A 20989-nucleotide genomic window follows, 5' to 3' on the forward strand; every position below is an offset into this window, starting at 1 on the left:
CTCCTTGCGCTTCGGTATGCAGAAGCGTCTTGCCTTCAATGGCATTGCATCGGTGATGAACCAGGCCTGGCCGGGCGGCCCTCATCCACCACCCGGACAGACCCCTGCAGGCGGCGTGTCAGGCCGCCGTTCCGTAGCCGCCGCCCCCCGGCGTGCAGACCTCGAACACATCGCCGGGCTGCATCTGCACGGCGCCGATGTGCTCCAGCGCCTCGACCTGGCCATCGGCGCGCAGCACACGGTTGATGCCCGGCTGCCCCGGCTGGCCACCCGCCATGCCGAAGGCCGGGTTCAGGCGCCCGTTGGACAGGATGCTGGCCGTCATGGCTTCCAGGAAGCGCACGCGCCGCACACCGCCGCTGCCCCCATGCCAGCGCCCGCTGCCGCCCGAGCCTTCGCGGATGGCATAGCTGTCCAGCATGACGGGGAAGCGGAACTCCAGCACCTCCGGATCTGTCAGGCGCGAATTGGTCATGTGCGTCTGGACGACGCTGGTGCCGTTGAACCCGCGCTCCACCCGGCCCTCGGCGTCCAGCACCGCGCCCGCGCCGCTGCCGCCGGCAATGGTTTCGTAGTACTGGTGGCGCGCATTGCCGAAGGTGAAGTTGTTCATGGTGGGCTGGCTGCCCGCCATCACGCCCAGCGCGCCGAACAGCGCATTGGTGATGCAGGTGGAGGTCTCCACATTGCCCGCCACCACCGAGGCCGGTGCATTGGGGTTGAGCATGCAGCCCTGGGGAATGATGACCTTCAAAGGCTTGAGGCAGCCCGCGTTGAGCGGGATGTCGTCGTCCACCAGCGTGCGGAACACGTACAGCACGGCCGCCATGCACACGGCGCGCGGCGCATTGAAGTTGTTGGTCTGCTGGGCGCTGGTGCCCGAGAAGTCGATGACCGCGCTGCGGCCCGCCGTATCCACGGTGACGGCCACGCGGATCTGCGCGCCGTTGTCCAGCGGCAGCGTGAACTGCCCGTTCCTGAGCCGCGTGATGACGCGGCGCACCGACTCCTCGGCGTTGTCCTGCACATGGCCCATATAGGCCTGCACCACGGGCAGGCCGAACTGGGCCACCATCTTGCGCAGCTCCTGCACGCCTTTTTCATTGGCCGCGATCTGGGCCTTCAGGTCGGCCAGGTTCTGGTGCGGGTTGCGGCTCGGGTACTCGCCGCTTTGCAGCAGCTCGACCATCTCCTGGCCGCGCAGCACGCCGCGATCGACCAGCTTGAAGTTGTCGATCTGCACGCCCTCTTCCTCGATGCGCGTGGAAAACGGCGGCATGGAACCGGGCGTGATGCCGCCCACGTCGGCATGGTGGCCCCGGCTGCCCACGTAGAAGGTGGGGGAGGCCTCGTCGGCCACGTACACGGGCGTGATGACCGTGATGTCGGGCAGGTGGGTGCCGCCCTGGTAGGGGTCGTTGAGCACATAGACATCGCCCTGGGCCATGCGCCCGGCGTTCTTGCGGATCACCGTCTGGATGCTCTCGCCCATGGAGCCCAGGTGCACGGGCATGTGCGGCGCATTGGCGATGAGGTGGCCCTCGGCGTCGAACAGCGCGCAGCTGAAGTCCAGCCGTTCCTTGATGTTCACCGAGTAGGCCGTGTTCTGCAGCTGCAGGCCCATCTGCTCGGCGATGTTCATGAACAGGTTGTTGAAGACCTCCAGCAGCACCGGGTCCACCGAGGTGCCGGCCGCGTACTCGACCTTGCGCGCGACCACGCGGTCCAGCACCAGATGGTCCAGCGCCGTGAGCCGCGCCAGCCAGCCGGGCTCGACCACCGTGGTGGCATTGCGCTCGGCGATGATGGCCGGGCCGGGAATGGCGTCGCCGGGCCGCAGGTCCTCGCGCACCACCAGGGCCGCGTCATGCCAGGCACCGTCGGAGTACATGCGCACGGTTTCTCGGCGCGGATGCGTGCGCGGCGGATGCTCCTGCAGCACCGGCTCGCTGGGCGCATCGCCCGCAATCACGGCTTCGACGGAAACGGCTTCCACCACCAGGCCCTTGCCCGCCATCAGGAAGGCGAACCGCTGGCGATAGGCCGACTCGAAGGCCGCCTGGATGTCGGCCAGCCCGCCGAAGGGCACGGCCAGGGCGGAATCCGTGCCCTCATAGCGCACATGCACGTTGTAGCGTACCTGCACGGGACTGGCGCCGACCTGCTGGCGCTCAAGCTCGGCCTTGGCCGCGTCGCCCAGCGAATCCAGCGACTCCGCGATCAGCGGCAAGGCCGCAGCAGACAGCGCCACCTCCATCGCCTGTTCACGGATGACGGTCTGGTCCGCCAGGCCCATGCCGTAGGCGCTGAGCACGCCGGCCAGCGGATGCACGAACACACGGGTCATGCCCAGGGCATCGGCCACCAGGCAGGCATGCTGGCCGCCCGCACCGCCAAAGCACTGCAGCGTGTAGCGCGTCACGTCATAGCCGCGCGCCACGCTGATCTTCTTGATGGCGTTGGCCATCTGCTGCACGGCGATGCGGATGAAGCCTTCGGCCACTTCCTCGGGCCTGCGCCCCGTCTGCACCGCCAGTTCATCGAAGCGCGCCCGCACGGCCTCGCCATCGAGCCGCTCGTTGGCGGCCGGGCCGAACACGCTGGGGAAGTAGCGGGGCTGGACCTTGCCCACCATCACGTTCGCATCGGTCACGGCCAGGGGCCCGCCACGGCGGTAGCTCACGGGGCCGGGGTTGGCACCCGCGCTCTCCGGGCCCACGCGAAAGCGCGAGCCGTCATAGGCCAGTACCGAGCCGCCACCGGCTGCCACCGTGTGGATGCTCATCATCGGCGCGCGCATGCGCACACCGGCCACCTGGGTCTCGAACTCGCGCTCGAAGGCGCCAGCGTAGTGGCTGACATCGGTGGAGGTGCCGCCCATGTCGAAGCCGATGACCTTGTCGTGCCCGGCCAGCCCCGCCGTGCGGGCCATGCCCACGATGCCGCCGGCCGGCCCGCTCAGGATGGCATCCTTGCCCTGGAAGCTGCCCGCATCGGCCAGCCCGCCGGAGGACTGCATGAAGAACAGCCGCACGCCCGGCATCTCGCCAGCGACCTGCTGTACATAGCGGCGCAAGATGGGCGAGAGGTAGGCATCGACCACCGTGGTGTCGCCCCGGCTCACGAACTTCATCAGCGGGCTGGTCTCGTGCGAGGTGCTGATCTGCGTGAATCCCGCCTGCCGCGCAATGCGCGCCGCAATCTGCTCGTGCCGCATGTAGCGGTAGCCATGCATGAAGACGATGGCCACGCTGCGCAGGCCCCGGGCATGGGCCTGCAGCAGCGCGGTGTGCAGGTGCAGCACGTCCAGTTCCTGCTGCACTTCCCCACGGGCATCCACGCGCTCAAGCGCCTCCACCACATCGCTGTACAGCAGCTCGGGCAGCTGGATATGCCGGTCGAACAGGCGCGGGCGGTTCTGGTAGGCAATGCGCAGCGCATCACGAAAGCCCCGCGTGGTCACCAGCAGCGTGGGCTCGCCCTTGCGCTCCAGCAGCGCATTGGTGGCCACCGTGGTGCCCATCTTCACGCACTCCACAAGGTCCGGCGTGACCGGCTCGCCGGGCTTGAGGCCCAGCAGGTGGCGGATGCCGGCCACGGCCGCATCACGGTACTGCTCGGGGTTTTCCGACAGCAGCTTGTGCGTGGCCAGGCTGCCATCGGGCCGCTTGCCCACGATGTCGGTGAATGTGCCGCCGCGGTCTATCCAGAATTGCCAGCGCCTGTCATGGGGAGTGGAGCGTTCTTGCATGGTGTCGGAACCCGTTTGTCTCGAAGTTGAAGTCAGGAAAACCGTGGCCTGGAGCACGGCCCTCCGCCGGTGCCCACCACTGGCGTCCAATCTAAAAGTGCACCTGGACCGCGTCCATCGAGAAGTTTTCGCCCCCTCTGTTCACGAAAACTGAACAGGAGCGGCCCCTTGCCGGCCGGCAACGCAAAGAAAAAGGCCCGCCGAAGCGGGCCCCATGCCAGGCAGGCAGGCCGTCAGAACGCGGCCAGATGGCTGTTGCGCAACTCCGTCACCAGCATGTGGCCCGGCTCGTGCGTGATGGCGAATGGCAGGGCCGCCGAGCGTATGGCCTGCTGGGGCGTCACGCCGCAGGCCCAGAACACGGGGATCTCCCCGGGTTTGAGCGCCATGGGCTCGCCGAAGTCCGGCCGCTCGATATCGGCAATGCCTATCTGCGCGGGGTCGCCCAGGTGCACGGGCGCCCCATGCACGCTGGGAAAGCGCGAAGTCACCTGGATCGCACGGATGGCCTGGGCGGCCGTCATGGGCCGCATGCTGACCACCATCCGGCCTCCGAACCGGCCCGCCTGGCCGTTGGCAATGTCGGTGATGAACATGGGGGCGCCCCGGCCCTCGTCGATATGGCGCACGGGCACGCCCGCATCGCGCAGCGCGTCCTCGAAGGAATAAGAGCAGCCGATGACGAAGCCCACCAGGTCGTCGCGCCACAGGTCCGTGAGGTCATTCACCTGCTCGGCCCTGTGACCATCGCGAAACACCCAGTACGAGGGCAGATCGGTCTTCAGATCGATATCGCCGAGCTCGGGCACGCGGCTGCTGCCGGGCTCGGTCACGCCGATCAGCGGGCAGGACTTGGGGTTCAGCCGGGCAAAGCGCAGGAACTCCTCGCTGCACTCGCGCGGCAGTATCGCCAGGTTGCCTTGGGTGTAGCCGGGGCACTGCCCGGCCGTCTGCCCGCGAAAGCGTCCGGCGCGCACCTCCTGGCGGAATTCGGTCGGATGGGTCCAATGCGTCATGGGGGAGCCTCTATTGAATGGAGATGCCTCCCAATGTAAAAAGCAGCAGGCCACCGGTCCACTCAGGAATTGTGCGCAGCCTCCCCCAGGAAAACTGAACAGCCACTGCAGCCCGCGCAGCCTCCCCATGAACATCCGCTTTCTGGAAACCTTTGTGCTGCTGGCACGCATCGGCAGCGTGCGCCGCGTGGCCGAACTCGTGCATGCCAGCCCCGGCGCCGTCTCCATGCGCATACGCGGGCTGGAGTCGGACCTGGGCGTGACCCTGTTTCACTGGGACCGCAAGACGCTGCAGATCACCGATGCCGGCGCCCGCTTGCTGCGGCATGCGGAAGCCGTCATCGAAGCCACACGCACCCTGGAGCGTGCCGCCAGGTCCGACGATGCCATCGGCTGCCGCCTGCGGGTCGGCGTGCTGGAGACGGCGGTACACACCTTCCTGCCCGAATTCGTCAAGGCGATGGGCGCCAGCCTGCCGCACATCGAGCTGGACCTGACCGTCGATCTGAGCACCCACCTGTCGGAGCAGATGATGCGGCGCGACCTGGACCTGATCGTGCGCACCGGCAGCGGCGTGGACCCGCAGTTCGCCGTGGTCGAGAACCTGCTGGAAGTGCCCGTGCACTGGATCGCCAGGCGGGGCCTGGTGCCCAGGAAGGATGGTCTGCACAAGGCGCTTGGCAAGCAATTGCTGACCCAGATGCGCGGCACCGGCCCCTACGAGCAGGCCGTGGCCATGGCACAGCAGCTGGCCGTGCAAAGCGGCATGGTCTCCAGCGACCTGCGCATCTCGGGATCGCCCTCGCTGGCGGCGCTGGTCTCGCTGGTGCGCGAGGGCCTGGGCGTCGCCATCATGCACGGCATGCTGGTGGCGCCGCAGCTCGAAAGCGGGGAGCTGGTGGAGCTGGAACTGCCCACGCCGCCCTCCTTTCGCATCACCACCTGGTACCCCAAGAGCCCGTCGCCCGGCGTCACCGACACCGCCCAGGTGCTGCGCCGCGTCTGCAAGAGCTACTGCAAGCGGGTCAGCCCGCATCTGGCGCGGTACATCGGCTAGGGCGCGGATGCCGGCGGCGGCTCCTGCCCATGCAACAGCGCCAGAAAGCTGGCGGCCGCCTGGCTCAGCGGCCGGTCGCGGCGCACCAGGCTGCCGTAGGCCTGCAGGTTGCGGCGCATGCGATAGGGCAGGATGCGGACCATGCCGTGCGCGGCGCTGTCCCGGGCCACGGCCTGCGGAATCACGGCGATCAGGTCGGAGTTGCGCACCAGGTTCATGGTGGTGAGGATGGAGCCCGTCTCGATCAGGCCGCGCGGCAGCGGCAGGCCATGGGCCTGGAATTCCTGGTCGATCAGTGCGCGCATGGGACTGCCGGGCGGCTGCAGCACCCAGCCATGGGCCTGCAGCTGCGCAAAGCCCACGCTGCGGGCACGCGCCAGCGGATGGTTGCAGCCCACGATGATGGACAGGGCCTCGTCATCTATGGTGCGGAACAGATGGGCGGGATCGGCCTGCCCGGTCTGCCGGCCCACCACCACCTCCAGCACGCCGTCCTGCAACTGCGCCAGCAGCCGGTCGCTGGTGTCCACGGCCACCTCGATGGACAGCAGCGGCCACTGGCGCTTGAGCGCCAGCAGCGCCTGTGTCAGCCGCCCCGGCGAGGCCGCCATGATGCTGCCCACGGCCAGCCGCCCCGCACAGCCCTCGCGCAGTTCCTGCAGCTCGCGGTTCAGCGCCTCCATGCCGCCGCGCAGGTGGCGGAAGTAGCCCGTCACGCGCTCGCCCGCCGCGTTCAGCTGCAGGCCGCGCCCAACGCGGTCGAACAGGGGCAGGCCCAGCGCGCTTTCCAGCTCATGCAGCATCTTGGTGGCGGCCGGCTGGCTCAGTCCCAGCTCGGCTGCGGCGCCGCGCAGCGTGCCCTTCTGGTCGATGGCCAGCATCAGCGCCACCTGCCGCATGCGCAGGCGGTTGAGCAGTTGCGGCGTGCTGTCCCTGCGGTCGATGGAGCCCATAGGAATATCCCGCGAATTGATTACCCAAGGTTATTGATTCATCAGCAACTTTCAGTTTACGGCAATCAATCATCTGCCTAGCATGGGTCCACAACAAAAGCACCGGAGACAAGACATGCAACGCCGCCCTCTGCTGCTGGCCGCAGCTGCCCTGCTGCCCGCCATCGCCCTGGCCCAAACCTCGCCGGACTGGCCCACGCGGCCTGTGCGCATGCTTGTGGGCTCGGCCCCGGGCGGCGGCACCGACGCCATGGCACGCGCCGTGGCCGACCGGCTGGCGCCGCTGCTGCGCCAGCCGGTGATCGTGGAAAACCGCCCCGGCGTCTCCAACACCCTGGCCGTGGACATGACGGCCAAGTCCACGGACGGGCACACCATGGTGATGGGCGTGGTCACGGCCCATGCCATTGCCCCGCACTTGCTCAAGCTGGGCTACGACAGCAACCGCGACCTGGTGCCGGTGGCCTATGTGGGCGCAGTGCCCAACGTGCTGGTGGTGGGCAACAACCTGCCCGCGAACTCGGTGCAGGAACTGGTCGCCCTGGCCCGCAAGGAGCCCGGCAGGATCAACTTCGCCAGCAGCGGCACTGGCAGCACCCAGCACATCGCGGCCGAGATGTTCAAGGACGCGGCCGGCATTGAACTGACCCACGTGCCCTACAAGGGCAGCGCCGCCGCCCTGGTGGACCTGGTCAGCGGCCAGGTGCAGATGAGCTTCGACACCATGCCTTCGGTGATCGGCCAGATCAAGGCCGGCAAGCTGCGCGCCCTGGGCGTGACATCGCACCGGCGCAACGCCCAGCTGCCCCAGGTGCCCACGCTGGCCGAGGCCGGCCTGCCCGGCGTGGAGATAGGCGCCTGGTACGGCATCTACATGCCAGCGGCCACACCCCGAGCCGTGCAGGCCCGGGTGCACGACGAGGTCAACAAGGTGCTGGCCATGCCCGAGACACGCACGCGCCTGGAGGCCGTGGGCGCCGAGCTGCAGCCCATGGGCCAGGCGGAGTTCATCGCCTTGCACAACGCCGAGTACCAGCGCTTTGGCGAAATCATCCGCAAGAACCACATCAAGATCGACTGAGCCGCACATGCCCGCATCCGAACTTCCCGTCGTCGCCCTGACCCTGGGCGATCCCGCCGGCATAGGCGCCGAACTGATCGCACGCCTGCTGGCGCGGCCCGAGGCCATGCAAAAGGCCAACATCGTGCTGGCCGGCGACCCCTGGCTGTGGCAGCAGGGCCAGCGCATCGCGGGCCTGCAGGTGGCCACCACACCCATCGCCAGCATGGCCCATGCACGGGGCCGCACCGATACCGCCCTGCCCGCCTTCCTGGCCCTGGACACGGTGGCCCCCGATGCCGTGCACCAGGGCCGTGCCGAAGCCGCAGGCGGGCGCTCGGTGCTGCAGGTGCTGGACCGGTGCATGGACGCGGCCCAGGCCGGCCAGATCGACGCCATCTGCTTTGCGCCGCTCAACAAGCAGGCCATGAAGCTGGGCGGCCTGCGCCATGAGGACGAGCTGCACCACTTTGCCGAGCACCTGGGCGTCACCGGCTATTTCTGCGAATTCAATACGCTGGGCGATCTGTGGACCTCGCGCATTTCGTCGCATGTGCCACTCAGGGACGTGGCCAACTATCTAAGCCAGGAGCGCATCGCGCAGGCGGCCGAGTTGATCTACCGCGCGCTGCTGGCCAGCGGCATGGCGGCCCCCAAGGTGGCCGTGGCGGGCTTCAACCCGCACAACGGCGATGGCGGCACCTGCGGGCGCGAGGAGATCGACATCATCGCGCCGGCCGTGCGCGCGCTGCAGGCCCGCGACTGGCCTACGCCCGATCCGTTCCACGGCCCCTTCCCGGCCGACACCATCTTCCTGAAGGCCCAGGCCGGCGAGTACCAGGCCATCGTGACCATGTACCACGACCAGGGCCAGATCGCCATCAAGCTGCTGGGCTTCTCGCGCGGCGTGACCGTGCAGGGCGGTCTGCCGATCCCCATCACCACGCCGGCCCACGGCACGGCCTATGACATCGCGGGCCAGGGCCGGGCCAGCGTGGAGGCCACCTGGCAGGCCTTTCTGATCGCCTGCCGCATGGGCGCCGCGCGCCTGTGCTGACTGACTTCACTCCCTCGCCATCACCATCATGAAAATCAAATCCGTCCGCGCCCGCGTCTACGAATGGCAAGGCAAGACCGTGCCGCCCCAGGGCAACTTCTGCTCCAACGCCATGGACCTGCTCTATGCGCCGCAGGAGACCATGTCCACCTTCCGCTTCCATTCCTGGACGGTGGTGGAGATCGAGACCGACGACGGCATCGTCGGCCTGGGCAACGTGGCGCTGGCGCCGCGCATCGCCAAGGCCATCATCGACGAGTACCTGGCGCCCCTGGTCATCGGCCAGGACCCGTGGGACTACGAATACCTGTGGCAGCGCATGTACCGCGCCACGCACGCCTGGGGCCGCAAGGGCGTGACCATGGCAGCCATCTCGGCCGTGGACCTGGCCATCTGGGACATCCTGGGCAAGAGCGTGAACAAGCCTGTGTTCAAGCTGCTGGGCGGGCGCACCAAGGAAAGGATTCCCTGCTACTACAGCAAGCTCTACCGCACCGACCTTAAGGCCATGCAGGAAGAGGCGCAGAAATTCCTGGACCAGGGCTTCAAGGCCTTCAAGATGCGCTTCGGCTACGGCCCGGCCCATCTGCAGGAAGGCGTGCGCGAGAACCTGCGCTCGGTCGAGGCCGTGCGCGAAGTCATAGGCTACGACTGCGACCTGATGCTGGAGTGCTACATGGGCTGGAACCTGGAGTACGCCAGGCGCATGCTGCCCAAGCTGGAGAAGTTCGAGCCGCGCTGGCTAGAGGAGCCCGTGATCGCCGACGACATCGACGGCTACGCCGAACTCAACCGGCTCACCAGCATTCCGATCTCGGGCGGCGAGCACGAGTTCAGCCTCTACGGCTTCAAGCAGCTGCTCGACAAAAAGGCCGTCAGCGTCGTGCAGTACGACACCAACCGCGTGGGCGGCATCACGGCCGCGCACAAGATCAATGCGCTGTGCGAGGCGTTCAGCGTGCCCGTCATCCCGCATGCGGGCCAGATGCACAACTACCACCTGACCATGAGCACGCTGGCCTCGCCCATGGCCGAGTACTTTCCCATCTTCGACGTGGAGGTGGGCAACGAGTTGTTCTGGTACATCTTCGACGGCGAGCCCGTGGCCGAGAACGGCTTCCTGCAGCTCAGGGACGATGTGCCGGGCCTGGGCCTCACGCTCAAGACCGAGTACCTGGACCAGTTCCGCATCGTCGAATGAGGGAGCACGCCATGCCCGGAATTTCTTGGCCGCGCTACAGCGGCATCTTTCCCGTGGTACCCACCACCTTCCACGAGGACGGCACGCTGGACCTGGCCAGCCAGAGGCGCTGCCTGGATTTCATGATCGACTCGGGCGTGGACGGCCTGTGCATCCTGGCCAACTTCTCCGAGCAGTTCCTGCTGGCCGATGACGAGCGCGAGGTCCTCACGCGCACGGCGCTGGAGCATGTGGCGGGCCGCGTGCCCGTGATCGTCACCACCACGCACACCTCATCGCGCGTGTGCGCCGAGCGAAGCCGCCGCGCGCAGGACATGGGCGCGGCCATGGTGATGGTCATGCCGCCCTACCACGGCGCCACCTTCCGCTTCGGCGAGCCCCAGATCCAGGGCTTCTTCCAGGCCGTGTCCGATGCCATCGCCATTCCCATCATGGTGCAGGACGCGCCCGCCGCAGGCACGCCGCTGTCCCCCGCCTTCCTCGCGCGCATGGCCCGCGAGATCGAGCAGGTCTGCTACTTCAAGATGGAAACCGCAGGCGCCGCCGGCAAGCTGCGCGAACTCATCGCCCTGGGCGGCGAGGCCATCGAAGGCCCTTGGGATGGCGAGGAAGCCATCACCCTGCTGGCCGACCTGGAGGCCGGTGCCACGGGCTCCATGACGGGCGGCGGCTTTGCCGACGGCATACGCCCCATCATCGAAGCCCACAGAAACGGCGACCCCGACACCGCATTCGCCCTCTACCAGCGCTGGCTGCCCCTGATCAACCACGAAAACCGCCAGGCCGGCTTCCTGGCCGCCAAGGCGCTGATGAAGGCCGGCGGCGTGATCGCCTGCGACGCGCCGCGCGCGCCCTGGCCGCCCATGCACCCCGAGGTGCGCCGCCAGTTGCTGGACATTGCGCGGCGGCTGGATCCGCTGGTGCTGCGCTGGGGGCGCTGAGGGATTGGGTTGTTGGGGGCGCATTAGAGGGGCACTAGAGGGGCACCAGAGGGCTGCAGCCGCCTGCGCATGGGCTATGCTGCCGCTCTGCCTGCCCAGCCCCAATGAATCGACTGCCGCCCATGTCCGCCACCTCTTTGCCCCCTTCCGACTTCGAGCTGGACGACGCGCTGTATGCAAGAGCCCTGACCTGGAGCGACGCCCAGGCCCTGGCCCAGCAGACCGTGAGCTTCTTCACGGCGGAGGGCGAGCGCACCATCGGCATCGATATGCAAGTGCTCGGCGCAACGCAGACATCGGCCGACACGCCCGGCATGCTGCAGTTCTCCCTGGTGTTTCGCGGTCCGCGCCAGCCGCAGCTGCCGCAGCGCACTTACCGCGTGCGCCATGCACAGCTCGGTGACTACGCCATCTTCATCACGCCCATTGCGCAGTCGGCAGGCCATGTCGATTACGAGGCCTGCTTTTCCCATGCCGTCTGAGCCGTTCGTGCCCGAGCTGCCGCCGCTGAATCTGGAGGATGTGCGGCTGCGCCTGGCCGAAGAAGCCGACTACGCTTTTCTCCGCGCCCTGTACCGCCAGGTACGCGCTGCCGAACTGGCGCCCGTGCCCTGGAGCGAAGCTGAAAAGCATGCCTTCTGCGATTCGCAGTTCGCTTTGCAGGACCAGCACTACCGCAAGCACTACGCACACAGCGCGTTTTTCGTGATCGAGAGGGCAGGTCTGCCTATAGGCCGGCTCTACCTCAATCTCGCACCCGGGCCGTTGGGAGTGATGGACATCTCGCTCGACGCCGCTGTTCAAGGCCAAGGACTGGGCACGGCCTTCATGCAATGGCTGGCCGGCTGGGCGGATCAAGAAGGGCGCGACATGCAGCTGTTCGTGGAAGCCAACAATCCAGCCCGGCGCCTGTATACGCGCCTGGGCTTTGTCGAGCAGGACCAGGAAGGCATCTACCTGCGCATGCGCAGGACCGCGGCGCTCAGCCGCGGTTGAACACGGCTTCCAGCAGACCGCCTTGCGCGTCGCTGGGACTCAGGAAAACAGCGTGGCGTCCCAGAGCCGGGTGAGCGATTTCCCAGGTGTTCTGTGGCAAGGCACCAGGGCGGGACAACTCGAACAGTGCGCTGAAAGAGCGGTCGCCCTGCAGTGTGTGCGGCAGCGCTGCCAACGAAACCAAACGTAACTCGGAAACTTCTCCTGCTACCGAGAAGCTATGGCCCAGCAGCGGCTGAAAGTGGCTGCGGCGCAACTCCATGCCAGCCGCACAGGCGATCACTGGAATCCCGGAAACGGCCGCTGCAGCGGGCAAGGCCCCTGCAACCTGCATGAAAGCACGGCGTCCTGTCTTCATCGTGGCCCTTCCTGCCAAAGCAACGGCAGCAAAATATTTTTGCCGCACAACAGGTTGGCATACTAAACTATTTTGCAATTATTAACGTTTTCTAACTTCACCCCACTTTGCCATGGCTCAACCCTATGTTGGGGAAATCCGGATGTTTGCCGGCAACTTCGCGCCATCAGGCTGGATGTTCTGCGAAGGGCAGCAAATGCCCATCTCGGAATACGAAACCCTTTTCACTCTGATCGGCACGACATACGGCGGTGATGGCCAAAGCACGTTCGCCCTGCCAGACATGCGTGGCCGCATTCCCCTGCACGCAGGCAACGAATTCACGCTGGCACAGGCCGCTGGAGTCGAAGAGGTCACGCTGACCGTCAATCAGATTCCAGCCCACACGCACGGCGTCCCCGCGTCCTCCGGCACCGGATTTCTGGCCTCGCCCGCCGATGCGGTGTTTGCCAAGCACAGGGATCACAAGGCCTTTGCGAACGGTACCCCCGCTACGCCCATGGCGGCCTCGATGGTGGGCGCGGTCGGTGGGTCACAGCCGCATACCAATATGCCGCCCTATCTTTGCGTGAACTTCATCATCTCGCTGTTCGGCATCTATCCCTCACCCACCTGATGTCTACCCCTTTTCTCGGAGAGGTTCGCGTCTTCTCCTTCAACTTCGCCCCCAAAGGCTGGGCCCTTTGCAATGGGCAATTGCTGCCCATCAACCAGAACCAGGCACTGTTCTCGCTGCTGGGCACCACCTACGGTGGCAACGGGCAGACCAACTTTGCACTGCCCGACCTGCGCGGCCGCATGCCCATGCACATGGGGGCCGGCCATACGCTGGGAGAGAGAGCAGGCGAGCAAGCCCATACCCTGACCCTGCCAGAGATACCGCAGCACAGCCACGCCATGGCCGCTTCCGGCACCACGGGCCAGGCGACATCGGGCAACGGCAACCTGCCTGCAGCGGCGCGCGGCCACTATGCGCAAAGCGGCAATACGAGCATGCCCGCCCTGTTGGCCAATGTGGGCGGCAGCCAGCCACACCTCAATATGCCGCCCTATCTGGCACTGAGCTTTTGCATGGCCATGCAAGGCCTCTTTCCTTCTCAGACCTGAAGACCATGTCCGATCCCTTCGTCGCCGAAATCCGCCTTGGCGGGTTCAACTTCGCACCCAAGGGCTGGGCCTTTTGCGATGGTCAGCTCCTGCCGCTTTCTCAGAACACGGCGCTGTTTTCCCTGCTGGGAACAACCTATGGTGGCGATGGAAAATCCAATTTCTCCCTTCCCAACCTTCAAGGGCGCATGCCCATGCATCCAGGCCAGGGACCGGGGCTGTCCTTGCACGATCTGGGCGAAACCGGCGGTACTGAAACCGTGACGCTGCTGGAATCGGAAATTCCCAGGCACACCCATCAGGCCCTGGCTGCTTCGCCCGCAGATCCCGCCGTGGCAAGCCCGGCCGGCGCAACCCTGGGCGCTGCACCGACGCGCCCCTACATCGCGCCAGCCTCCAACACCTCTGCGGTCACCATGGCTCCCCCTCAAGCTGCGGGCGGCAGCCAGCCACACAACAATCTTCCGCCCTTCCTGGTCATGAATTTCATCATCGCCTTGCAGGGCGTCTTTCCCCCTCGGAGCTGAGTACACCTATGCGCAGTTCCATTGCGGCCCTGACCCTGTTGGCCTTGACCACGGGGGTCCAGGCCGATCCCCTGGTCCAACGCGAATTCTCCGGCAGGGACAACCGCTTCATAGAGATACCCGGTGCCGGCTTTCGCGCCATGGCCGCAGGCAAGCGCATCAGTTTCGATGCGCAAGGCATGAGCATCGACCTGCCCGGCCAGACCAACGGCGTGCAAGGCCGGTCGGTGGGCGCATCCGGCGTGGCCCGGAGCCTGAGCCTGCGCCCGGATTCGCGCCTGCGCTACAGCTTCGAGAACGGGACCATGTCGACGCCGCAGGGCATGCAGCCTTCGCCCACGCTCTACCACTGGCTGGTCGGCGAAGCCGCGCAATGGCGCAAAGGCCTGCGCAGCTTCGGCGCCTTGGGCTACCGCAGCGTCTGGCCAGGCATTGATGCCGTTTTCCAGGGCGAGCCCGGCGGTCTGAAGTACCAGTTTGAACTGGCTCCTGGTGCCGATGCCGCACAGGTCTGGCTGCGCGTGGAAGGTGCGACGGATGCACGCATCCTGCCCACGGGAGCGCTGCAGTGGAGCATAGGCAACGACCTTTTCACCGACGATGCACCGCTGGTCTACCAACCCCGGGGCAATGGCCGCGTGGACGTGCCCGCCCGCTACCGGCTGGAGCAGGTGGACGCCACCACCTGGCGCGTGGGCTTTGAGCTGGGCAGCCATGACAAAGGCCTGCCGCTGGTCATCGATCCGGCCTGGACCGGCTACTCGGGCCTGGTCGGAGGCAACTCGGCCGACCAGGTCAACGCCGTGGCGCGAGACAGCGACGGCAACACCTACGCCTGTGGCGTGACGCAATCGTCCGACCTGCCCAACGCGGGCAGCAGCAAAGGTGGCGAGGATGCCTTCGTCGTCAGATTCGATCCCAAGGGTGTCCCCATGAGCGTCACTTATGTGGGCGGATCGGAAGACGACGCCTGCAACGGCCTGGCCGTGGACATACAAAACCGCATCCACCTGGCGGGCAGCACGGAATCCACCGGCTTCCCCCTGCTTGGCACAGATGCCAACCAACGCTTTCGGCGCAGCAAGAGCACGACGGATAGGGATGCCTTCGTCATGCGCCTGGCACCAGACGGTGCCGGCATTCTGTATTCGGGCCTGATTGGTGGAACGGGTGACGATCAGGCCAATGCCCTGGCTCTGGACACCCTTGGCCGGGTCTATGTGACCGGATTCACGGAAGGCAAAGGCTTTCCTGCTGTGAGCGGACCGCAGCTCAACCACGGCTCCGGCCCTGCGCAGTCAGAAATGCGGGACGCCTTCGTGGCCCGCATCGACGCTTCAGGCAGCGGGCTGGAGTACGCCGGATACATCGGCGGCGACGGCGGCGCCGACATCGGATATGCCATTGCCGTGGACGGCACCGGCGCGGCCTATGTGGCTGGCGCGACCGACTCTGTCTCGGGGATGCCGGGCGCCACGGGCCTCAGGACACAAATCAATTCGCGCGCCATCGATGGATCAGACGGCTTCGTCGCCAAGATCCGGGCCGACGGCAGCGCCTTCGACTACTTCACGCTGCTGACAGGTTCGGGCGCCGGTGCGGACCGTGCACTGGCCCTGAACCTGATGTATGACGGCTCACTGCTCGTGGGCGGGGAGACCGGGTCCGACAACTTTCCCGCCGACAACAGCGGACGGAGCCAGGGCCTCGGGCCGCAGATCGCGCGCAGCACCGGCATGGACGGCTTTGTGCTGCGCCTGAATGCATCAGGAGACCAGGTGCTGGACGCCACCTACCTGGGTGGCAATGGCTACGACAGCGTGGAAGGGCTGGCCAGCGACAGCAGGAACTGGTTCGCCACGGGCAGCACCAGCAATGGCGCAGGCTTTCCCGTCAAGGCTCAAAGCGGCCTGTCCACCACGCCAGGTGGCAAGCAGGACGGCTTCCTGGTCAGCGTCGCAATCAACAATCCGAACAGCTGGGACTATGCCGGGTTCCTGGGCACCTCGGAAAACGAGGCCATGCGCAGCCTGGCCGCAACCAATGTGCAGGGCAGGACCCTTCTTTCCGTGGGCGGCGCCACCACCACATCGGGCACCAACGGCCTGACCAACCCTGCGAACAGCGCCCTCAGCGCAAACGCGAGCCTTTCGAATGGCCTGGTGTTTCGCATCGATCCTTTCGGCCCACCTGCGGCCATGGCGGTGCTCACTGGCTCTCAACAGTCCACCCGCATCCAGCAGCCTTTTGCCACGCCGTTGTCGGTCAAGGTCACCGACATCGACGACCAGCCGCTTGCCGGCATCATGGTGGACTTCAATGCGCCTGCCGCATCGGGGCCATCCACGACCTTTGCCACAAGAACCTCGGTCACGACCAACGCCCAGGGCATCGCATCGCTGAGTGCCACGGCCAACCTGTTCGCCGGCAGCTATACCGTGACGGCGCAGGCAGGGGCGGCCAGCACCTCGTTCTCGCTGACCAATGACAAGAGCCCGCAGGCTGCACTGACGGCAAGTGCAGCACTCCAGACCCTGCCCTATGCCAGCACCACCACGCTGAGCACCAACGGCGGCTCTGGCGCAGGCGCCATCAGCTACGCCGTAACCGCAGGCGCGGCCTATTGCGCCCTGACAGGCAACACGGTCACAGCCACGGCCGTGGGCGATTGCACCGTGACGGCGACCAAGGCGGGAGACGCCAGCTACCTGGCCGCCACGACCACCGTGGACGTCTCGGTGATCAAGGCCCAGCAGCCTGCTCTGACGGCGATGGCAACGCCCAGCACGCTGGCGGCCTTCAGCACGGCCGCGCTGTCAACCAGTGGCGGAGCAGGGGCCGGCGCCGTGGGCTTTTCCATCACGGATGGAGCCGCCTTTTGCTCCGTCAACGGCAACACTCTCACTGCGGAAGGCACGGGCTCCTGCACAGTGACTGCCACCAAGCTGGGGGATGCCAACTACCAGGACACGCTGGCCACCACCGTGGTGACCGTGACCCCTGCAGCCCAGGTCACCCTGAGCGTGCAGTCCACGCCTTCGACCCTGACCTTCGGCGCCACGGCAACCCTGGCGACCACTGGGGGTTCGGGCAGCGGCGCCGTCACCTACGCCGTGACGGGTGGTGCCCAGTTCTGCGCGGTGACCGGCAACCAGTTGAGTGCCATTGGCGCCGGCAGTTGCACCATCACGGCCACCAAGGCTGGCGACATCAACCACCAGGCCATCAGCGCCAGCACCACCGTCATCGTGGCCAAGGCTGGACAGACAGCACTGTCGGTGCAGGCCAGTCCTGCAGCCATCAGCTTTGGCGGCATTTCGCAACTGAGCACCACGGGCGGCTCGGGCACCGGCGCCATCGGCTTGAGCGTCGCGGGCCCCTGCAGCATCGCGGGCTCCACGCTCACCGGCCTGGCTGTCGGAACCTGTACGGTAACGGCCACCAAGGCAGCGGATGCCGACCATGAAGAGGCCACGGCCAGCACTTCGGTGACGGTGTCACAGGCAAGCCAGGTGGCCCTGTCCGTGGTGGCATCACCCGCCAGCATTCCCAAAGGCGACTCCAGCACGGTCACCGTCACTGGCGGCAGCGGCAGCGGTGCACTCACGCTGGCGCTGACGGCAGGCGCTGGCAACTGCGCGCTGTTCGGCAGCACTGTCACCGGCACGGCCGTAGGCAGCTGCACGGTGACGGCGACCAAGGCGGCCGATGCCAACCATGCACAGGCCACCGGCTCGGTACAGATTGCCGTCGGCAAGGCAATCCAGAACATCACCTTCGATTTCTCGTCCCTGCGTTATCTGAGCCCCCAGGCCCTGTCGCTGGCAAACGCCGCCGGAACCAACTCCAACCTGCCGATCAGCTTCAGCAGCCTCACTCCTCAGACCTGTGTGGTCACCGGCACCTCGCTGCGGCTGATGCGCACGGGAGATTGCACGCTGCAGGCCAGCCAGGCCGGCGATGCCGAGTACGCCGCGGCAACGCCCGTGAACCAGACCTTCACGATCACCCTGCCCCCCCACTCTCTGAGCACCATCACCGGTGCCGTGGGCGGAACGACGGTCTCAGCAGAGATTGCTGCGGGAAGCCCATGGGTCTTCACACCCATGGGAACAGGCCCGGCGCAGACTGCGGGCTTCATCCCGCTGCAGGGGCACATCAGGTCACCTGCCGACGCACCGCCTGCCAATCTTCAGTTCCCGCTGGGCCTGTTCGATTTCGCTGTCCACAACGGTGCGCCGGGATCCACGGTGAGCATCAAGCTCACGTTCCCGAACAATCTGCCCCGCAATGCACAGTACTGGAAGTACGGCCCCACGTCCGACAACGCAACGCCGCACTGGTATCACTTCACCGGCGCGCAGTTCAACTCCAGCGACAACAGCGTGACGCTGACGATTGAAGACGGCAGGAACGGCGATGACGACCTGGATGTGAACGCCTTCATCAGTGACCCGGGCGGCGTGGCCGTGGTGGCCGCCGCTGCCGGCGGCAGCCCCGCGGCCATTCCCACGCTTTCGCAACGGGGTCAGTGGATGCTGGCAGCGCTGATGCTGGGCGTCGCAGTCCTGGCCGGACGCCGCACGCGAATGCGCAAGCCGCGCTGAGTCGTACGCTGTAGCCGGGGGCTGCTCACGCGCCCCCGACTACCCGAGTCAAGCCTCCACGATCCCCGACACATCCAGCACATACATCTGCCGCTGGTGCTCGTGCACGGAGTCGATGCAGACCTGGCGCCCGTCACGGCTCCAGCGCGGGTGCAGGTCGCAGCGGTTTTCCTTGCTGAGAACGGGCGAGGCGTAGAAGCTGCCAAGGTCGTGGCGCTCGCCCGTGTGCATGTCGTACAGGAACAGAAAGCGCTCGTGCGTTCGGTCGTCGGGGTAGGTATCGCTGAGCAGCCAGCGCGTGTCCACGGGCGAGAAGCTCATGTGGCCGTTCTCCACCAGCACGCCTGCGCCCACCACCTGAACGTCACCGCCCTCCACATCGTCATAGAGGTGATAGTGGATCTCCCCGGCATGCGGGCCCCACACAATGATGTGGCTGTCGTCCTGCCATAGCGGATGCGAGATCTGGTATTCGGACTTTTCGTAGTCGAAGGTGCCCACGGCCATCGGGTCGAAGTCGTCGGCCAGCTGGGGCAGCGGATGGTCCGAGCATTCGAGCAGGCGCATGTCGGAGCCGTCGGGCGCCATGGTGATCAGGCGGTGCAGAAAGCAGGTTTCGTCCTTGACGCGTTCGGTCCAGCGGTGCAGGAACAGGATGCGCGATGACGACGGGTTGATCTCGATATGGCTGACCCAGTGGATGGCCTTGTCCATCGATGTACGGTGATGAAAGGCCTTGAGCCGCGCATAGCTGGCCAGCAGCCTTGCCTCGCCCGTCGCGACCTCCATGCGCCAGATGCCGTCGTCCTCGGGCGCCAAGGGCAACGCGAAGGGACCACCCTCTTCGCTGTAGCCAATGGTTTCGTGCGTGATGTAAAGGCGACGGTAGTCCACGCACAGCGCCCAGGCGCTGCTGGGCGCCACCACATAGACGGGCATGGGCAGGGTGCGCCGCTCGCCGCTGTCCACATCGATGACCACGGAGCCGAACCCCGGATAGCGCCCCCCGGAATCTGCCGTCCTGTCGTTGTGGATCAGTTGGCGGCCCTCCAGTCCGTCCAGCCACTGCAGCTGGCTGCCCATCTGCCAGTTCCAGGCGCCGGTCTCGCCCACGGCGTGGAAGCGGTCGCCGTTTTCGGTATCGAAGTAGCCGATGGACGCCCGCGCCTGGGGCGTGAGGTACTGGTCCATCCACGGCGTTTGCTGCGCCAGCACCAGGCGATTGCTGCGGTCCCAGCTGGACTTGTTGTAGTAGCCGAAAAAGTGGTGCTGGCGGCCATCGCCCAGGCGGCGGCAGGGGACGAAGGATGCGGGGGTGTTCGAAGTCATGGAGCGTTTCATTGGGCGGAGATGTGGCCTTCGGCGATCACGCGGTCCCAGCGCTGCTTTTCGCGGGCAACGAAGGATTGCGCCTCAGGCAGGCTGTTGGCGACGGCGCTCATGCCCTGCTCTTGCAGGCCCTTGCGGAACTCGGGCGTGGCCACGACCTTTCGGATGTCGTCATTGAGCTTTTTGACGATGGCCTCGGGCACCTTGGAGGAGACGGCCACCGTGGTCCAGGAGGTGGCCACATAGTCCTTGAGCCCGGACTCGGCCGCCGTGGGCACATCCGGCAGGGCCGGCAGTCGCTGGCTGCCCGTGACGGCCAACGCCTTGAGCTTGCCGCCGCGTATGTGCGACAGCACCGTGGGCGGGTTCTCGAACATGAGCTGGATCTGGCCGCCCAGCAGGTCGTTGAGCGCGGCCGAGCTGCCGCGATAAGGCACGTGCACGATGGGCGCGCCCGCCTGCAGCTTGTACAGCTCGCCCATCATGTGCACGGACGAGCCCACGCCGGCCGAGCCGAAGTTGACCGTGCCAGGCGCCTTTTTGGCCAGCGCCGTCAGCTCGGCCAGGTTGCTGGCGGCAAGGCTGGGCGTGGCCACCACCACATGCGGCATCTCGGCCAGCACGGTCACCACGCGCAGATCCTTTGCGGGGTCATAGGCCAGCTTGCCGTACACGCCATAGGCGGCATGCAGGCCGATGGAGCCTACCATCAGCGTGTAGCCGTCGGCCGGCTGATCGGACACGTATTTGCCTCCCAAGTGCCCTCCGGCGCCGGGCTTGTTTTCCACCACCACCGGCTGGCCCCAGAGCCTGCTCAGGCGGTCGGCCAGCATGCGTGCCTGCACGTCGGAGCTGCCGCCTGCAGTGAACGGCACGATGATGCGCATCTGTCGGCCGGGCTGGGGAAAGCCGTCCTGCGCGATGGCGGCGACTGGCGCCGCGCCTGCCACCGAGGCGGAGATGGCCGCAGCGAGCATGGCGGCTTTGCGGCCTGCGCTTGTCTTGATCATGGAATCCTTTCGATGGCGC

17 protein-coding genes are annotated in these 20989 nt (G+C 66.6%); 11 read left to right on the forward strand and 6 right to left on the reverse strand.

Annotated elements, in window-relative coordinates:
• Nucleotides 1-118: 118 nt before the first annotated feature.
• Both INR38_RS14830 and INR38_RS14835 read right to left on the reverse strand, forming a co-directional pair.
• Complete coding sequence (locus INR38_RS14830) at nucleotides 119-3751, reverse strand: hydantoinase B/oxoprolinase family protein (protein WP_207442321.1); 3633 nt, start codon at nucleotides 3749-3751, stop codon at nucleotides 119-121.
• Nucleotides 3752-3984: 233 nt separating this feature from the next.
• Nucleotides 3985-4767: a putative hydro-lyase gene (locus INR38_RS14835; RefSeq protein ID WP_012206776.1), complete on the reverse strand. Its 783-nt coding sequence runs from the start codon at nucleotides 4765-4767 to the stop codon at nucleotides 3985-3987.
• 127 nt (nucleotides 4768-4894) lie between these two features.
• Here INR38_RS14835 and INR38_RS14840 point away from each other — a divergent pair, with 127 nt between their 5' ends.
• The gene (locus tag INR38_RS14840) at nucleotides 4895-5824 is read left to right on the forward strand and encodes a LysR family transcriptional regulator (protein WP_034396231.1); all 930 of its coding nucleotides are present in this window, start codon (nucleotides 4895-4897) and stop codon (nucleotides 5822-5824) included.
• Here INR38_RS14840 and INR38_RS14845 read toward each other — a convergent pair.
• Nucleotides 5821-6777 (reverse strand): LysR family transcriptional regulator, encoded by a 957-nt coding sequence (locus INR38_RS14845; RefSeq protein ID WP_207442320.1) that lies wholly within the window; start codon nucleotides 6775-6777, stop codon nucleotides 5821-5823. The two genes, INR38_RS14840 and INR38_RS14845, sit on opposite strands and share 4 nt — an antisense overlap.
• 115 nt (nucleotides 6778-6892) lie before the next feature.
• Between INR38_RS14845 and INR38_RS14850 the strand changes: the two genes are divergently transcribed.
• From INR38_RS14850 to INR38_RS14875, 6 genes are all read left to right on the forward strand, one after another.
• Complete coding sequence (locus INR38_RS14850) at nucleotides 6893-7858, forward strand: tripartite tricarboxylate transporter substrate binding protein (RefSeq protein ID WP_207442319.1); 966 nt, start codon at nucleotides 6893-6895, stop codon at nucleotides 7856-7858.
• Nucleotides 7859-7865: 7 nt separating this feature from the next.
• Entirely contained in the window at nucleotides 7866-8894 is a 1029-nt protein-coding gene (locus INR38_RS14855) for a 4-hydroxythreonine-4-phosphate dehydrogenase PdxA (RefSeq protein ID WP_207442318.1), read from the forward strand.
• 28 nt (nucleotides 8895-8922) lie between these two features.
• On the forward strand, nucleotides 8923-10095 hold the full coding sequence (locus INR38_RS14860) for an L-rhamnonate dehydratase (protein WP_065345999.1): 1173 nt from the start codon (nucleotides 8923-8925) through the stop codon (nucleotides 10093-10095).
• An 11-nt stretch (nucleotides 10096-10106) separates the two neighbouring features.
• Complete coding sequence (locus INR38_RS14865) at nucleotides 10107-11036, forward strand: dihydrodipicolinate synthase family protein (protein WP_207442317.1); 930 nt, start codon at nucleotides 10107-10109, stop codon at nucleotides 11034-11036.
• A gap of 122 nt (nucleotides 11037-11158) precedes the next feature.
• Complete coding sequence (locus INR38_RS14870; RefSeq protein WP_065346001.1) at nucleotides 11159-11518, forward strand: hypothetical protein; 360 nt, start codon at nucleotides 11159-11161, stop codon at nucleotides 11516-11518.
• A complete protein-coding gene (locus INR38_RS14875; RefSeq protein ID WP_207442315.1) occupies nucleotides 11508-12032 on the forward strand; it encodes a GNAT family N-acetyltransferase in 525 nt (174 codons plus the stop codon). Before INR38_RS14870 ends, INR38_RS14875 begins: the two co-directional genes overlap by 11 nt.
• Here INR38_RS14875 and INR38_RS14880 read toward each other — a convergent pair.
• A complete protein-coding gene (locus INR38_RS14880) occupies nucleotides 12019-12390 on the reverse strand; it encodes a hypothetical protein (protein ID WP_047471987.1) in 372 nt (123 codons plus the stop codon). The genes INR38_RS14875 and INR38_RS14880 overlap by 14 nt on opposite strands.
• A 142-nt stretch (nucleotides 12391-12532) precedes the next feature.
• Between INR38_RS14880 and INR38_RS14885 the strand changes: the two genes are divergently transcribed.
• From INR38_RS14885 to INR38_RS14900, 4 genes are read left to right on the forward strand one after another with little or no spacing between them, the layout of a single operon-like run.
• Nucleotides 12533-13006, forward strand: a complete 474-nt coding sequence (locus tag INR38_RS14885) for a tail fiber protein (RefSeq protein ID WP_207442389.1) — start codon at nucleotides 12533-12535, stop codon at nucleotides 13004-13006.
• The gene (locus INR38_RS14890; RefSeq protein WP_047471991.1) at nucleotides 13006-13497 is read left to right on the forward strand and encodes a tail fiber protein; all 492 of its coding nucleotides are present in this window, start codon (nucleotides 13006-13008) and stop codon (nucleotides 13495-13497) included. Before INR38_RS14885 ends, INR38_RS14890 begins: the two co-directional genes overlap by 1 nt.
• A gap of 5 nt (nucleotides 13498-13502) precedes the next feature.
• A complete protein-coding gene (locus INR38_RS14895) occupies nucleotides 13503-14024 on the forward strand; it encodes a tail fiber protein (RefSeq protein WP_047471992.1) in 522 nt (173 codons plus the stop codon).
• 8 nt (nucleotides 14025-14032) lie between these two features.
• The gene (locus INR38_RS14900; protein WP_207442314.1) at nucleotides 14033-18631 is read left to right on the forward strand and encodes an IPTL-CTERM sorting domain-containing protein; all 4599 of its coding nucleotides are present in this window, start codon (nucleotides 14033-14035) and stop codon (nucleotides 18629-18631) included.
• Nucleotides 18632-18679: 48 nt separating this feature from the next.
• Here INR38_RS14900 and INR38_RS14905 read toward each other — a convergent pair whose 3' ends face one another.
• Nucleotides 18680-19972: a hypothetical protein gene (locus INR38_RS14905; protein ID WP_207442313.1), complete on the reverse strand. Its 1293-nt coding sequence runs from the start codon at nucleotides 19970-19972 to the stop codon at nucleotides 18680-18682.
• Nucleotides 19969-20970 (reverse strand): tripartite tricarboxylate transporter substrate binding protein, encoded by a 1002-nt coding sequence (locus INR38_RS14910; protein WP_207442312.1) that lies wholly within the window; start codon nucleotides 20968-20970, stop codon nucleotides 19969-19971. Before INR38_RS14910 ends, INR38_RS14905 begins: the two co-directional genes overlap by 4 nt.
• Nucleotides 20971-20989 lie beyond the last annotated feature (19 nt).

The sequence above is a fragment of the Delftia sp. SD018 genome (assembly GCF_017355445.1).
GTDB classification, from domain to species: Bacteria; Pseudomonadota; Gammaproteobacteria; order Burkholderiales; family Burkholderiaceae_C; genus Comamonas; species Comamonas acidovorans.

Coding starts and splice junctions, on each gene's coding strand:
- INR38_RS14865 (WP_207442317.1), top strand. CDS start 10,107: ATGCCCGGAATTTCTTGGCCGCGCTACAGCGGCATCTTTCCCGTGGTA.
- INR38_RS14830 (WP_207442321.1), bottom strand. CDS start 3,751: ATGCAAGAACGCTCCACTCCCCATGACAGGCGCTGGCAATTCTGGATA.
- INR38_RS14900 (WP_207442314.1), top strand. CDS start 14,033: ATGCGCAGTTCCATTGCGGCCCTGACCCTGTTGGCCTTGACCACGGGG.
- INR38_RS14880 (WP_047471987.1), bottom strand. CDS start 12,390: ATGAAGACAGGACGCCGTGCTTTCATGCAGGTTGCAGGGGCCTTGCCC.
- INR38_RS14845 (WP_207442320.1), bottom strand. CDS start 6,777: ATGGGCTCCATCGACCGCAGGGACAGCACGCCGCAACTGCTCAACCGC.
- INR38_RS14870 (WP_065346001.1), top strand. CDS start 11,159: ATGTCCGCCACCTCTTTGCCCCCTTCCGACTTCGAGCTGGACGACGCG.
- INR38_RS14835 (WP_012206776.1), bottom strand. CDS start 4,767: ATGACGCATTGGACCCATCCGACCGAATTCCGCCAGGAGGTGCGCGCC.
- INR38_RS14850 (WP_207442319.1), top strand. CDS start 6,893: ATGCAACGCCGCCCTCTGCTGCTGGCCGCAGCTGCCCTGCTGCCCGCC.
- INR38_RS14860 (WP_065345999.1), top strand. CDS start 8,923: ATGAAAATCAAATCCGTCCGCGCCCGCGTCTACGAATGGCAAGGCAAG.
- INR38_RS14895 (WP_047471992.1), top strand. CDS start 13,503: ATGTCCGATCCCTTCGTCGCCGAAATCCGCCTTGGCGGGTTCAACTTC.
- INR38_RS14875 (WP_207442315.1), top strand. CDS start 11,508: ATGCCGTCTGAGCCGTTCGTGCCCGAGCTGCCGCCGCTGAATCTGGAG.
- INR38_RS14840 (WP_034396231.1), top strand. CDS start 4,895: ATGAACATCCGCTTTCTGGAAACCTTTGTGCTGCTGGCACGCATCGGC.
- INR38_RS14885 (WP_207442389.1), top strand. CDS start 12,533: ATGTTTGCCGGCAACTTCGCGCCATCAGGCTGGATGTTCTGCGAAGGG.
- INR38_RS14905 (WP_207442313.1), bottom strand. CDS start 19,972: ATGAAACGCTCCATGACTTCGAACACCCCCGCATCCTTCGTCCCCTGC.
- INR38_RS14910 (WP_207442312.1), bottom strand. CDS start 20,970: ATGATCAAGACAAGCGCAGGCCGCAAAGCCGCCATGCTCGCTGCGGCC.
- INR38_RS14855 (WP_207442318.1), top strand. CDS start 7,866: ATGCCCGCATCCGAACTTCCCGTCGTCGCCCTGACCCTGGGCGATCCC.
- INR38_RS14890 (WP_047471991.1), top strand. CDS start 13,006: ATGTCTACCCCTTTTCTCGGAGAGGTTCGCGTCTTCTCCTTCAACTTC.